We start from the raw sequence: 13702 nt of genomic DNA on the forward strand, positions 1-13702 counted from the left end.
GCCCTGGTTCGGGGTGCCGAACTTTACCGCGCCGCGCTTCGAATGGTCGGCGATCAGCCTGATCGCCCCGGTCGCCATCGTGCTGGTGGCCGAGAACCTGGGCCATATCAAGGCCCTGGGCGCGATCACCGGGCAAAGCATGGACCGCTATATCGGCCGGGGCTTCTTGGGCGACGGGCTGGCCACCATGCTGGCCGGCGCGGGCGGCGGCACCGGCGTCACCACCTATGCCGAGAACATCGGCGTCATGGCCATGACCCGCGTCTATTCCACGCTGATCTTTCCCATGGCGGCGGCGATCGCGATCTTCCTGGGGCTCTCGCCCAAGTTCGGCGCCGTGCTGCAAACCATCCCGGCACCGGTGCTGGCGGGGCTGGCGGTGTCGGTCTTTGGCCTGATCGCCTCGGCCATGGCCCGGATCTGGGTGGACAACAAGGTCGATTTCTCGGACCCGCGCAACCTGTTCACCGTGGGGGTGGCGCTGATCATGGGGGCGGGGGATTTCACCGTGAACATCGGCAATTTCTCGCTGGGCGGCATCGGCACCTCGACCTTTGCGGCGCTGGCGCTCTACCAGCTGCTGGGCATCGGCCGGCGGGCGTGACATCCTGAGGCGGGCCCCGCGACCGAGGCCTGCGCCCTGGGGCGGCCGGATGCCCCTGCGGCAAGGACCGCGCGCCAGGGACAACATGTATGGCAGGCTGCGCTATTGCGTGCGGTTTCAATCGCATTATGACTGGCGGCGCCGATCAGCCCATGGGGAATGCCAGATGCGCATGCGCGACACCTTCATCAAGCCCATGCACCGCGAGGGCATCCGCTTCGTGGCGGCCTTTGCCGCCGCCACCCTGCTGCTGTTCCTGATATGGGAGCCGCTGGGCTGGATCGGGGTCGGGCTGACCGTCTGGTGCTATTACTTCTTCCGCGACCCCGAACGGGTGACGCCGGCGCGGCCCGGACTGGTCGTCAGCCCGGCGGACGGCGTCGTCTCGCTGATCGAGCCGGCGGTGCCGCCGGCCGAGCTGGGCATGGCCGACACCCCGCTGACCCGCGTCAGCGTGTTCATGAGCGTCTTCAACTGCCATGTGAACCGCAGCCCCGTGGCGGGCGAGGTGGTGGCGGTCGCCTATCGGCCGGGCAAGTTCTTCAACGCCTCGCTGGACAAGGCCAGCGTCGACAACGAAAGAAACGGGCTGCGCATCCGCATGGCGGACGGGCGCGACCTGGCGGTGGTGCAGATCGCCGGGCTGGTCGCGCGCCGCATCGTCTGCTTCGTCAAGCCCGGCGACCGGCTGGGCCGGGGCGAACGCTTCGGGCTGATCCGATTCGGCTCGCGGCTGGATGTCTATCTGCCGCCGGGCGTGGTGCCGCTGGTCGAGATCGGCCAGACCATGGTCGCGGGCGAATCGGTCATCGCCGAACTGGCGCCGGCCGGGCAGGCGGAGGCGTGATGGACCAACCCACCGGCCCGCAGACCGAATTTTCGCTGGTCCAGCTCTTGCCCAACGTGCTGACCATCGTCGCGGTTTGCGCCGGGCTGACCGCCATCCGCTTCGGCGTGCAGGGCGACTACATGCCGGCGGCGCTGCTGATCATCGCCGCGGGCATCCTGGACGGCATCGACGGGCGGATCGCGCGGCTGCTGGGCTCCTCCAGCAAGATGGGGGCCGAGCTGGATTCGCTGGCCGATTTCCTGAATTTCGGCGTCGCCCCGCCGCTGATCCTGTATTTCTGGGCGCTGCGGGACTCTCGCGGCCTGGGCTGGATCTGCGTGCTGCTTTTCGCCGTCTGCTGCGTGATCCGGCTGGCGCGCTTCAACGTCTCGGCCAAGTCCGAGGATGCGCAGCGCGACAGCGCCTATTTCGAGGGCATCCCCTCGCCCGCCGGGGCGCTGCTGGTGATGCTGCCGATGTATCTGTCCTTCGCCTTCGCCGACCGGCCGATGCTGCCGGCGATACTGATCTGCCTGCACATGGTCCTGGTGGGGCTGCTGCTGATCAGCCGCATCCCGACCTGGTCCTTCAAGACCACCCGGATCTCGCGCGAGAACGTCAAGTTCTTCCTGGTCGGCGTGGCCTTTGTCGGGGCGGCATTGCTGACCTTCGCCTGGGTGACGCTGATCGCGTTGTGCCTGGGTTATGTCGTCATGGTCATCTGGGCCTGGATCGACCGGGAACGACCCTCAAACCGATAGGAACGGCCATGGACATCAAATCCATCCAAGCCTCGTATTCACGCTGGGCGCCGGTCTACGACCGGACCTTCGGGGCGGCGACCAACATGGGCCGGCGCCGGGCGGTGGACTACATCAACCGCCGCGGCGGCTCGGTGCTGGAGGTGGGGGTCGGCACCGGCCTGTCGCTGGAGCATTACGGCCCGCACATGCAGGTCACGGGCATCGACTTCAGCCGCGAGATGCTGGACAAGGCCGTCGCCAAGGTGCAGCGGCTGGGGCTGAAGCAGGTGCAGGCGCTGCGGCAGATGGATGCGCGGGCGCTGGATTTCCCCGACAACCATTTCGACACGGTGACGGCGATGCACGTCCTGTCGGTGGTGCCCGAGCCCGAGCGGGTGATGGCCGAGATCGCGCGGGTCTGCAAGCCGGGCGGCAAGGTGGTCATCACCAACCATTTCGCGCGCGACCGCGGCGCCATGGCGGCGGTCGAGCGGATCTTCGCCCCCCTGGCCAACACCATCGGCTGGCATTCCGATTTCCGCATCGAGCGGGTGCTGGGCCAGGAATCGCTGGTCCTCGAGGAACGCCGCACCCTGCCGCCCCTGGGCATGATGACCTTTCTGGTTCTGGCCAAGGCGGGCTAGGCGGGGCTTTCCGCGGCGCGCCGGGACGGCTATGTCCTGGGCATGACCGATCAGGACCAGATCCTGGGCCGGCTGGCCCGGTCCGCCTTTCGCAGCCGCTTTCGCCTTGGCCGGAAGGAGCGGAGCTATGCCGACGCCAGGGGGCGCGAGACCGTCGCCGCCCATGCGCGCGACTTCATCGCCGCGCGGCTGGCGCCGGCCGCGCCGCCGAACGACGGCCGCCAGACCCCGATGCGCGGCCATCCGGTCTTCATCGCCCAGCACGCCACCGCCTGCTGCTGCCGCTCTTGCCTGCAGAAATGGCACGGCATCCCGCGCGGCCGGGCGCTGGATGCCGCGCAGCAGGCGCAGATCGTCGACCTGCTGATGGCCTGGATCGACCGCGAGATGGGCTTTCGCCCGCCGCCGCCGGAAAGGCCCGCGGAATGAGCGGCGCCACCCCGGCCACGCAATTCCTGCTTCGGGCGCAGGTGGCCTTTCGCCCGGTCGAATACCGCTATGATCCGGGGTCCGAGCGCGTGGCGCTGCAAGCGGCCGAAGCCATCGGCCTGCCGCCCGCCCGCCTGCTCAAGACGCTGATGGTCGAGGTGGACGGCCGCCCCGCCTGCGCGGTCCTGCCCGGCGATCGCAGCCTGTCGATGAAGCGGGTGGCGGCGGCATTCGGCGGCAAGTCGGCGGCGATGATGCCGCCCGCCAAGGCCGAGCGGCTGACCGGCTATCATACCGGCGGCATCAGCCCCTTCGGCCAGCGCCGCCCGGTGCCGGTGGCCTTCGAGGCCGAGGCCATTGGCTTTGACGAGGTGGCGATCAACGGCGGCAGGCGCGGGCTGTTGCTGCTGCTGTCGCCGCGTGATGCGCTGGCCGCGCTGTCGGCCAGGGCGGCACCGCTGTCGGCCTAGCCCCCGCAATCGCCATTCCCCTTAACCAGTTGCTGGTGGCTGCGAGAAGGTCGCAGCCATTGAACGGGATGGTCCTGCGGTCGTAGCGGGTCGCGAAACGGCGGAAGTGTCTGGGTCTGTCGAAGCCGCGTTCGATGCAGTTTCTGTCGTTCGCAAACAGACGGCTATCATTCCCGGTCCGGCCCGGATCGCCTGCCTTTCCGGGCTAATGCGACGCGACCCTCTCCCATTGGGCGTGGCTCAACGCCGAGCGCTTTGTGGCCCTCCTGAACCCCGTGTCATCTCGGGATGTCCGGTGAACCGCTGAATTCCACCCAAGGAAAATCCTGAATGTCGATCCGCCCTGGGACACCGCGCGGGGGGCTTCAGCGGACCGCCTTGATCCCTTCCAGGATCAGGGTGGTCGCCACGTCGGCGTAATCCTCGCGCGTGATGCGGCCGCCGTCGCGGAACCACATGTAGACCCAGTTCATCATCCCGAACAGCGACATGGTCACGGGGGTCAGCAGGGGGCGCTGCGGATCGTCCAGGTCGGGGTTGATCTCGCGCAGGACGGCGGCGAAGCGCTTGACGATGCGGCGCTCGACGCCCAGGATCTCGGCCTTCTGCTCGTCTCCCAGGGCAGGGGTGGCGTTCAGCTGCACCTTGTGCTGGTTGTCCGCGCCGCGATAGCGCTCCAGCACCGTGCCGACCAGCCGGCGCAGGCGCGCTGCTGCGGCGGCAGGGTCGGGTCGTCCGCCTCTTCGATGGCGGCTTCCAGCTCTTCCAGATGGGTGATGATGATGGCGAAGATCAGCGCGTCCTTGCTGGGATAGTAGTGGTAAAGCAGCGCCTTGGAGACCTGGCTGTGGGTGGCGATCTGCGCCATGGATGCCTTTTCCATGCCCAGATCGGCAAAGACCTCGGCCGCCTTGTCCAGAAGGCCGCGTTGCTTTTCCTCGAAATCCGCTGCCCGTGTCCGAGCCATGCCATTCCTCATCAGATCATTTGTTCGCCCGCGGTCGGGAGGCGAGAAAAACAAGGGGGCGCATGGCCCCCCAACGACTTAGCGGGTTTGCGACCGCGCGTCATATTGGTTGCCGCGTTGCGGCATCATGTCTTGGGCCGATTGTCAAGCACCCGCTTGGCCTTGCCTTCGGAACGGGCAATGGCGTTGGGATCCTTGACCTCGATCCGGGTCGAGACGCCGACCACGCTTTTTATGTGATGCGCCAGTTCCTTGGCGGAATGGGCGCGGGCGGAATCCTCGGCCATCTCGGCGGTGCATTCGACATGCACGACCATGCTGTCCATCCGGCCCGAGCGGGTCAGCTCGATCTGGAAATGCGGCGCCAGGCCCTTGCATTTCAGGATCTGCTCTTCGATCTGGGTCGGGAAGACGTTGACGCCGCGCAGGATGATCATGTCGTCGCTGCGGCCGGTGATCTTCTCGATCCGGCGCATCGAGCGGGCGGTGCCGGGCAGCAGGCGGGTCAGGTCGCGGGTGCGGTAGCGCACCATCGGCAGCCCTTCCTTGGTCAGCGTGGTAAAGACCAGCTCGCCGATCTCGCCGTCGGGCAGCACCTCGCCCGTCGTCGGGTCGATGATCTCGGGATAGAAATGGTCCTCCCAGATGTGCAGCCCGTCCTTGGTCTCGACGCATTCCATGGCGACGCCGGGGCCCATGACCTCGCTGAGGCCGTAGATGTCGACGGCGTGCATGTCGAAGGCTTCCTCGATCTCCTGCCGCATGGCGTTGGTCCAGGGCTCGGCGCCGAAGATGCCGATCTGCAACGAGGACTCGCGCGGGTCCAGGCCCTGGCGGCGGAACTCGTCCAGGATCGACAGCATGTAGCTGGGCGTCACCATGATGATGCGCGGCTTGAAGTCGTCGATCAGCGTCACCTGCCGCTCGGTCATGCCGCCCGAGATCGGGACCACGGTGCAGCCCAGCCGCTCGGCGCCGTAATGCGCGCCGAGACCGCCGGTGAACAGCCCGTAGCCATAGGCGTTGTGCAGGATGTCGCCCGGACGCCCGCCCGCGGCGCGGATCGAGCGCGCGATCAGGTTCGCCCAATGGTCGATGTCGGCCTGGGTATAGCCCACGACGGTCGGCTTGCCGGTGGTGCCGGACGAGCCGTGGATGCGCACCAGCCTGGACTGCGGCACGGCGAACATGCCGAAGGGATAGGTGTCGCGCAGGTCCTGCTTGGTGGTGAAGGGGAATTTCGCGATGTCCCTGAGGGACTTCAGATCCTCGGGGTGGGCGTCATGTTCGATGAAGCGGTTGCGATAGAAGGGCGAATTTTCGAAGGCGTGCTTCAGCGACCGCTTCATGCGGTGGAATTGCAGGGCCTCGATCTCGTCGCGCGAGGCGATCTCGATCGGGTCCAGCTCTTTCCTTTCGGGCGCCAATGGGTGCATGGATTCCTCCCCTTGCGATGGGTTGCGGTCAGGCTTCGACCGGCAGATGGGTGCCTTTGACGGTGCGGGAATGGCCGCGGAACTCGGCCACATGCGCACCGTCCTGGTTGGTGATGCGGATGTCGTAGATGCCCGAGCGGCCGCGGCGCGACACCTCGCGCGCCGTTGCCGTAAGGCGGTCGCCGATGCGGCCCGGCAGCAGGTAGGTGATCGAGCAATGCTGCGCGACGACCAGCTGGTTGTAGCTGTTGCAGGCAAAGGCGAAGGCGCTGTCGGCCAAGGTAAAGATATAGCCGCCGTGGCAATTGCCGTGGCCGTTCGACATGGCCTCGCTGATGGTCATGGACAGCGTGGCCTCGCCCGGCGCGATATGGTCCAGGCTCATGCCCAGCCGCTGGCTGGCGGAATCGTCGTTCCACATCGCCCTGGCCGAGGCTTCGGCCAGTTCCTGCGGGGTCATCTGCGCGGCGGGTTTCCCGGTCATGTCGTTCATTGTCCCCTGAACTCCGGCTTGCGCTTTTCCAGGAAGGCGGCGACGCCTTCGGCATAATCGGCGCTGTGGCCGGCCCGCCGCTGGCAGTCGCGCTCCAGGTCGAGCTGTTCTTCCAGGCTGTTGCCGGCCGAGGCCTGGATCATCTGCTTGGTCAGGCCCAGCCCCAGCGTCGGGCCGGCCGCCAGCGATTTCGCCAGCGCCGCGGCCTCGTCCATCAGCGCCGCGTCCTCGACGGCCTTCCAGATCAGGCCCCATTCGGCCGCCTTTTCCGCGCCCAGCGGCTCGGCCGTCAGGGTCAGCGCCTTGGCGCGCGGCTCGCCCAGGATGCGGGTCAGCGACCAGGAGCCGCCGGCATCCGGCACCAGCCCGATCTTGGCGAAGGCCTGGACGAATTTCGCCGATTTCGCCGCCAGCACGATGTCGCAGGCGATGGCGATGTTCGCACCGGCGCCGGCGGCCACGCCGTTCACCGCGCAGACCACCGGCTTGGCCAGCGAACGGATCAGCCGCACCGAGGGGTTGTAATAGGCTTCCAGCGTATGGCCCAGGTCGGGCGCCTCGCCGCCGTTGCGCGGGTCGCGGTCGCCCAGGTCCTGGCCGGCGCAGAAGCCGCGGCCGGCGCCGGTCAGCAGCACCGCGCGCACCGCGGCATCGTCATGCGCCCTTTGCAGGCCGGCATGCAGCGCCAGGTGCATGTCCTTGTTGAAGGAATTCAGCTTGTCGGGGCGATTGAGCGTCAGCGTCAGCACGCCATCGGCCAAGGCCGTCAGGACGGTTTCCGTCATCGGTAAAACTCCCATGCCCCGGCTTCTGGGGCTCCCTGAAAATTTTTGTTGCATAAACCGACCGGCCGGTCAATGATAATCTGGCAAATGAGGGGGAACGCCGTGACAGAATTTTTTTCGACCGCCATCGGCCGATGCTGGACGCCGCGCTGGACGCTGTTCGCCAGCGCGCATTCTGGAGCCCGTTCCCCGAGATTCCAAGCGGCAAGATCTATGGGGAATCGGCGCGCCAGGACGGCGAAACCGGCTTCGCGGCGCTGCGCCATGCCGCCTTCGAACTGCCTGGGCATCCGAATCAGCGCCGGCTGGGTGCCGAGGTCTCGCCCTTTGGCGGCGCGCTGGGGATCACCTATCCGGCCGCCGATGCCGCGACGCTGATCGCCGCGGCGCAGGCGGCGCAGCCGGCGCTGGCGGCGGCCAGCCCCGAGGCGCGGGTGGGCGCCTGCCTCGAGGCGCTGGTGCGGCTCAACCGCATGAGCTTCCTTATCGGCCAGGCCACCATGCACACCACCGGCCAGGCCTTTGCCATGGCCTTCCAGGCGGGCGGGCCGCATGCCCAGGACCGCGGGCTCGAGGCCGTGGCGATGGCCTGGGACGAGATGACGCGTTTTGCCCCGCAGGCGCGCTGGGAAAAGCCGCAGGGCAAGGCGGCGCCGATCCTGCTGGAAAAGCACTGGTCGATCGTGCCCGCGGGCCTGTCGCTGGCCATCGGCTGCAACACCTTCCCGACCTGGAACAGCTATTCCGGGATCTTCGCCAGCCTCGCCACCGGCAACCCGGTGATCGTCAAGCCGCATCCCGCCGCCATCCTGCCGCTGGCGCTGACCGTGCGGGCCTTGCGCGAGGTGCTGGCCGAGGCCGGCCTGCCCGCCGATTCGGTGCTGCTGGCCGTGGACGAGCGCGGGGCCGAGATCACCCAGGAACTCGCCACCGATCCGGCGGTGCAGCTGATCGACTATACCGGCTCGGCCGCTTTCGGCGACTGGCTGCGCAGCCACGCGACCCAGGCGCAGCTGTTCACCGAAGAGGCGGGGGTGAACACCGTCACCATCGCCGCGACCGACGACTTCGCCGGCATGTGCGACAACCTGGCCTTTTCGCTGGCGCTTTATTCCGGGCAGATGTGTACCGCGCCGCAGAACATCTATGTGCCCGAGGGCGGCATCGACACCGACCAGGGCCGCAAGAGCTTCGACGAGGTCGGGATGGCGCTGGCCGGCGCCATCGACGCCCTGCTGGCCGACCCGGCCCGCGCGGCGGGCATCTGCGGCGCCATCGCCAACCAGGCGACGCTGGAGCGGGTGCAGCAGGCGCGCGGCCTGGGCCGGGTGCTGCGCGATTCGGCGCCCGTGGGGCAGGGGCGGACCGCCACCCCGCTGCTCTTGGCGCTGCGGGACGGCGATCCGGCCTGCGAGCGGGAATGCTTCGGCCCCGTCGCCTTCGTCGTCGCGGTCAAGGATGCCGATGCCGCCATTGCGCGGGCCGCCGAGCTGGCGCGGTGCAAGGGCGCGATCACCGCCGCGCTCTACGACCGGGACGAGGCGCGCATCGCCCGCGCCGCGCAGGCCTTTGCCGCGGCCGGCGTCAACCTGTCGGTGAACCTGACCGGCAACATCTATGTCAACCAATCGGCGGCCTTCAGCGATTTCCACGTCACCGGCGCCAACCCGGCCGGCAATGCCTGCCTGACCGACACCGCCTTCGTCGCCAGCCGGTTCCGGCGCGCCATGTGGCGCCGGCCCGCGGCGGCCTGACCCTGTAAACTGGTTCTCTGGGAGGAGACACATCATGAAAAAGACCCTGACGACGACCGTTCCGGCCGCGCTGATCGCGCTTGGCCTGGCCTCTGCCGCCAGTGCCGAGATCAGGATCGGCGCCTCGGTTTCCGCGACCGGCCCCGCCGCCTTCCTCGGCGACCCCGAGGCCAAGACCCTGCAAATGCTGGTCGAGGAGCTGAACGCCAAGGGCGGCATCAACGGCGAAGAGATCGCGCTGGTGCTTTACGACGACGGCGGCGACGCCAACAAGGCGCGCACCTTCGCCACCCGGCTGATCGAGGACGACGAGGTGCAGGCCATCGTCGGCGGCACCACCACCGGCACCTCGATGTCGATCCTGGCCGTGGCCGAGGACGCCGAGATCCCCTTCATCTCGCTGGCCGGCGCCATCGACATCATCCAGCCGGTCAAGCCCTTTACCTTCAAGACCCCGCATACCGACCGCATGGCCTGCCAGAAGATCTTCGAGGACATGCAGAAAAGCGGCATCCAGAAGATCGGCATGATCTCGGGCACCGACGGCTTCGGCGCCTCGATGCAGGCGCAATGCAAGGACGTGGTCGGCGAATACGGCATCGAGATCGCCGCGGACGAGACCTATGACCCCAAGGACGCCGACATGACGGCGCAGCTGACCAAGATCCGCAACACCGATGGCGTGCAGGCGGTGCTGAACCCCGGCTTCGGCCAGGGCCCGTCCATCGTGACGCGCAACTATCGCCAGCTGGGCATCGAGCTGCCGCTCTACCAGTCGCATGGCGTCGCCTCGGACGGGTTCATCGAGCTTGCCGGCAAGGAAGCGGCCGAGGGCGTGCGCCTGCCCGGCACCGCGCTGCTGGTCGCGGACCTCTTGGCCGAGGACGATCCGCAAAAGCCGGTGGTGACGGCCTACAAGGCGGCCTTCGAGGGCAAGTTCAACGAGCCGGTCGGCACCTTCGGCGGCTATGCCCATGACGGCTTCGCCCTGCTGGTCGATGCGGTCACGCGCGCCGGTTCCGCGGAACCTGCCGCGATCCGCGACGCGCTGGAGCAGACCTCGGGGCTGGCGGGCACGACCGGCATCTACACCATGTCGCCCGAGGACCATCTGGGGCTGGACCTGTCGGCCTTCCGCATGCTGGAGGTCAAGGACGGCAGCTGGTCCATCGTCGAATGACCCCGCGCGGTCCCCGCCCTGGGGACCGCTTCCGCCCGCTCGGGAGAGCCCAGCCAGAGAGCCTCGGCATGTCTGAACTTCTGCAATTCCTGTTTTCAGGGCTGACGGTGGGCGCGGTCTATGCGCTGGTCGCCCTGGGTTTCACGATCATCTACAACGCCTCGGACGTGGTGAACTTCGCCCAGGGCGAGTTCGTCATGCTGGGCGGCATGGTCACATGGTTCGCCCATGCCGCCGGGCTGCCGCTGCCGCTGGCGGCGCTGGTCGCCATCCTGGCGACCGCAGCCCTGGGGGTCGCGATCAACAAGCTGGCGATCGAGCCGGCGCGCGGCGCGCCCGTCGTCTCGCTCATCATCATCACCATCGGCGCCTCGGTCTTTCTGCAGGGCGCGGCGCAGCTGGTGTTCGACAAGCAGATCCACAGCTTCCCGGCCTTTTCCGGGGACACGCCGCTGCGCATCGGCGGCGCGACGATCCAGCCGCAAAGCCTGTGGGTGATCGGTGGCGCGCTGGTGGTCTTTGCCGGGCTGTGGCTGTTCTTCACCCGCACGCTCCTGGGCCGGGCGGTGCTGGCCACCTCGAACAACCGGCTGGCGGCGCAGCTGGTCGGCATCAACACCAATTTCGTCATGACGCTGTCCTTTGCGCTGTCGGCCGGGATCGGCGCCTTGGCCGGGGTCTTGGCGACGCCGATCACGCTGACCGCCTATAGCGTCGGCATCGGCTTCGCGCTGAAAGGCTTTGCCGGCGCCATGCTGGGCGGCATGGGCAATCCCAAGGGCGCGCTGGCCGGCGGTTTCCTGATCGGGCTGATCGAGGCGCTGACCGCGGGCTACCTGTCCTCGACCTACAAGGAGGCCGCGGCCTTCGTCGTGATCCTGCTGGTGCTGTTCTTCATGCCGCAGGGCCTGTTCGGCCGCAAATCGACGGAGCGGGTGTGATGCCGAGACTGTCCGCCAAATCCGCCACGCTGCTGGTGCTGGCCGCGCTGATCGCGGTGACGCCGTTCTTCTTTCCCTCGGGCTATTACTACCGCGTCGGCGCGCTGATCTTCGTCAACGGGCTGGCCGTGACCGGGATCGTGATCCTGACCGGCTATGCCGGGCAGATCAGCCTGGGCCATGCCGGTTTCGCCGGCATCGGCGGCTATGCCTGCGCCTTGGCGCCCACGCATCTGGGCCTGCATCCGTCGCTGGCGGTGGTGCTGGGCGCGGTGATCTCGGGCGTGCTGGCCTATCTGGTCGGGCGGCCGATCCTGCGGCTCAAGGGCTATTACCTGGCCGTCGCCACGCTGGGCTTCGGCATCCTGGTCGCCATGGTGCTGAACAACGAACGCCAGCTTACCGGCGGGCCGGACGGCATCGCCGTGCCCGAACTGGGCTTGCGCGGGCTCTTGAAAGACTGGGGGCTGGACCTGACCAACGGCCAGTTCTGGTATTTCTTCTGCGGCATCGTGCTGCTGATCGGCGCCTGGATCGCGCTGAACCTCTATCAAAGCCCCAGCGGCCGGGCGCTGCGGGCGCTGCACGGCTCGGAAATCGCCGCGGGCACCGTGGGCATCGATGTCGCGCGGGTCAAGCTGCAGGCCTTCGTCATCTCGGCCGTCTATGCCTCGGTCGCGGGCTCGCTGGTGGCGCTGCAGAACAAGTTCATCACCCCCGACGTCGCCGGCTTCATGCATTCGATCGAGATGGTGACGATGGCCGTCCTGGGTGGCGCCGGCTCGGTGCTGGGCGCGATCTTCGGCGCCGGCATCCTGACGCTGCTGCCGCAGGTGCTGACCGTCTTTGCCGAATACGAACAGCTCGTCCTGGGCCTGGTGATGATGCTGGTGATGATCTTCCTGCGGGAGGGGCTCTTGCCCTCGATCCTGCGCAAGCTGCGGGGGAGGGGCGAATGACGCTGCTTTCGGTCGAGGGTCTGGGCATCAGCTTCGGCGGCATCAAGGCCGTGCATGATGTCAGCTTCAAGGTCGAGCCGGGCGAGATCGTCTCGGTCATCGGCCCGAACGGCGCCGGCAAGACCACGCTGTTCAACATGATCTCGGGCGTCTACCAGCCCGGATCGGGCCGGGTCGTGCTGGAGGGCGAGGACGTGACCGGCATGGCGCCGTTCCGTCTGGCAAGCCGCGGCATGTCGCGCACCTTCCAGAACCTGCAGATCTTCCAGAACATGACGGTGCTGGAAAACGCCATCTCGGGCTTTCACCTGCAGGAAAGGGGGCCGGTGCTGGCGGATCTCCTGCACCTGCCATCCTCGCGCCGCCGGGCCCGCGCGGCCGAGGCGGGCGCGCGCGAACTGCTGGCCCGCGTCGGGCTGGAGCGCGCGGCGGACCGCGAGGCGGGGAACCTGTCCTATGGCTCGCTCAAGCGGCTCGAGATCGCGCGGGCGCTGGCGATGCGGCCCAAGGTGCTGCTGCTCGACGAGCCGGCGGCGGGCTGCAACGCCGTCGAGACCGAGGAGATCGACCACCTGATCGCCGAGGTCGCCGCCTCCGGCACCGCCATCCTGCTGGTCGAGCATGACATGAAGATGGTCATGCGCATTTCCAGCCATATCGTCGTGCTGGACCATGGCGAAAAGATCGCCGAGGGCGCGCCGGCCGAGGTCAGCCGCAACCCGGCGGTGATCGCCGCCTATCTGGGAACCGAGGAGGGTGCCGATGCTGACGGTTGAGGGCTTGCGCTCGCGCTATGGGCGCATCGAGGTCTTGCACGGCATCGACCTGCATGTCGATTCCGGCGAGATCGTCACCGTGGTCGGCGCCAATGGCGCGGGCAAGACCACGCTGCTGCGCTGCCTGTCGGGGGTGCAGCCGGTCTCGGCCGGCACCATCACCTTCCGCGGCGAGCCGCTGGCCCCGGTGCCGGCCTATCGGCGGCTGGCCCGCGGGCTGGCGCAATCGCCCGAGGGGCGGCAGATCTTCACCAACCTGACGGTCGAGGAGAACCTGCGCCTCGGCGCCTTCCTCTACAGCGACGAGCGGGTGGAAAAGGACATGGAAGACGCCTTCCAGATGTTCCCGATCCTGAAGCAGAAGCGCAACCTTGCCGCCGGGGGCCTGTCGGGCGGCCAGCAGCAGATGCTGGCCATGGCGCGGGCGCTGATGGGCCGGCCGTCCTGCCTGCTTCTGGACGAGCCCTCGATGGGCCTGGCGCCGATCATCGTCCAGCAGATCTTCGACGTGGTCAGCGGGCTCAAGGCGCTCGGCGTGACCGTGCTGCTGGTGGAACAGAACGCCTTCGGCGCGCTGAAGATCGCCGATCGCGGCTATGTCATGGAAACCGGCCAGATCACCATGCAGGGTCCGGCCGAGGAGCTGATCGCCGATCCGCGCATCCGCGAAGCCTATCTGGGGATATGAGGAA

At 67.9% G+C, this 13702-nt stretch carries 15 protein-coding genes and 1 pseudogene; 12 read left to right on the plus strand and 4 right to left on the minus strand.

Annotated features, from left to right (window positions below; translation table 11 throughout):
• The 6 genes from KF941_RS22845 to KF941_RS22870 all read left to right on the plus strand — a co-directional run.
• Positions 1-604, plus strand: a 604-nt coding sequence (locus tag KF941_RS22845; RefSeq protein WP_276315888.1) for a solute carrier family 23 protein, incomplete at its 5' end; no start/stop codon positions are given.
• Between the two features lie 166 nt (positions 605-770).
• Positions 771-1451: a phosphatidylserine decarboxylase gene (locus KF941_RS22850; RefSeq protein WP_114537994.1), complete on the plus strand. Its 681-nt coding sequence runs from the start codon at positions 771-773 to the stop codon at positions 1449-1451.
• Positions 1451-2194 carry a CDP-diacylglycerol--serine O-phosphatidyltransferase gene (pssA, locus tag KF941_RS22855; RefSeq protein ID WP_114537947.1) on the plus strand — a complete coding sequence of 248 codons (744 nt, stop codon included), beginning with the start codon at positions 1451-1453 and terminating at the stop codon, positions 2192-2194. Before KF941_RS22850 ends, pssA begins: the two co-directional genes overlap by 1 nt.
• 8 nt (positions 2195-2202) lie before the next feature.
• Complete coding sequence (locus KF941_RS22860) at positions 2203-2820, plus strand: class I SAM-dependent methyltransferase (RefSeq protein ID WP_072462608.1); 618 nt, start codon at positions 2203-2205, stop codon at positions 2818-2820.
• Between the two features lie 42 nt (positions 2821-2862).
• Complete coding sequence (locus tag KF941_RS22865; RefSeq protein ID WP_140847136.1) at positions 2863-3249, plus strand: DUF4186 domain-containing protein; 387 nt, start codon at positions 2863-2865, stop codon at positions 3247-3249.
• Entirely contained in the window at positions 3246-3719 is a 474-nt protein-coding gene (locus KF941_RS22870) for a YbaK/EbsC family protein (protein ID WP_214274644.1), read from the plus strand. The genes KF941_RS22865 and KF941_RS22870 overlap by 4 nt, the downstream gene beginning before the upstream one ends.
• Positions 3720-4084: 365 nt before the next feature.
• Here KF941_RS22870 and KF941_RS22875 read toward each other — a convergent pair.
• The 4 genes and pseudogenes from KF941_RS22875 to paaG form a co-directional block, all read right to left on the minus strand.
• Positions 4085-4686 (minus strand): annotated as a pseudogene (locus KF941_RS22875) (TetR/AcrR family transcriptional regulator).
• A 125-nt stretch (positions 4687-4811) separates the two neighbouring features.
• Positions 4812-6122, minus strand: a complete 1311-nt coding sequence (gene paaK, locus KF941_RS22880; RefSeq protein ID WP_072462611.1) for a phenylacetate--CoA ligase PaaK — start codon at positions 6120-6122, stop codon at positions 4812-4814.
• A 28-nt stretch (positions 6123-6150) separates the two neighbouring features.
• Positions 6151-6582 carry a hydroxyphenylacetyl-CoA thioesterase PaaI gene (gene paaI / locus KF941_RS22885; protein WP_214275223.1) on the minus strand — a complete coding sequence of 144 codons (432 nt, stop codon included), beginning with the start codon at positions 6580-6582 and terminating at the stop codon, positions 6151-6153.
• A 29-nt stretch (positions 6583-6611) separates the two neighbouring features.
• The gene (paaG, locus tag KF941_RS22890; protein ID WP_214274645.1) at positions 6612-7400 is read right to left on the minus strand and encodes a 2-(1,2-epoxy-1,2-dihydrophenyl)acetyl-CoA isomerase PaaG; all 789 of its coding nucleotides are present in this window, start codon (positions 7398-7400) and stop codon (positions 6612-6614) included.
• Between the two features lie 134 nt (positions 7401-7534).
• Between paaG and paaN the strand changes: the two genes are divergently transcribed.
• The 6 genes from paaN (at position 7535) to KF941_RS22920 (ending at position 13698) form a co-directional block, all read left to right on the plus strand.
• Positions 7535-9154, plus strand: a complete 1620-nt coding sequence (gene paaN / locus KF941_RS22895) for a phenylacetic acid degradation protein PaaN (RefSeq protein ID WP_214274646.1) — start codon at positions 7535-7537, stop codon at positions 9152-9154.
• A gap of 34 nt (positions 9155-9188) precedes the next feature.
• Complete coding sequence (locus tag KF941_RS22900; RefSeq protein ID WP_036755375.1) at positions 9189-10334, plus strand: ABC transporter substrate-binding protein; 1146 nt, start codon at positions 9189-9191, stop codon at positions 10332-10334.
• A 68-nt stretch (positions 10335-10402) separates the two neighbouring features.
• Entirely contained in the window at positions 10403-11275 is an 873-nt protein-coding gene (locus tag KF941_RS22905) for a branched-chain amino acid ABC transporter permease (RefSeq protein ID WP_036755374.1), read from the plus strand.
• Complete coding sequence (locus tag KF941_RS22910; protein ID WP_214274647.1) at positions 11275-12234, plus strand: branched-chain amino acid ABC transporter permease; 960 nt, start codon at positions 11275-11277, stop codon at positions 12232-12234. The genes KF941_RS22905 and KF941_RS22910 overlap by 1 nt, the downstream gene beginning before the upstream one ends.
• Complete coding sequence (locus KF941_RS22915) at positions 12231-13010, plus strand: ABC transporter ATP-binding protein (protein WP_036755371.1); 780 nt, start codon at positions 12231-12233, stop codon at positions 13008-13010. The genes KF941_RS22910 and KF941_RS22915 overlap by 4 nt, the downstream gene beginning before the upstream one ends.
• Positions 12997-13698 carry an ABC transporter ATP-binding protein gene (locus tag KF941_RS22920; RefSeq protein ID WP_114537951.1) on the plus strand — a complete coding sequence of 234 codons (702 nt, stop codon included), beginning with the start codon at positions 12997-12999 and terminating at the stop codon, positions 13696-13698. Before KF941_RS22915 ends, KF941_RS22920 begins: the two co-directional genes overlap by 14 nt.
• Positions 13699-13702: the final 4 nt, after the last annotated feature.

It is taken from the genome of Paracoccus sp. pheM1, assembly GCF_018499825.1.
Taxonomy (GTDB): domain Bacteria; phylum Pseudomonadota; class Alphaproteobacteria; order Rhodobacterales; family Rhodobacteraceae; genus Paracoccus; species Paracoccus versutus.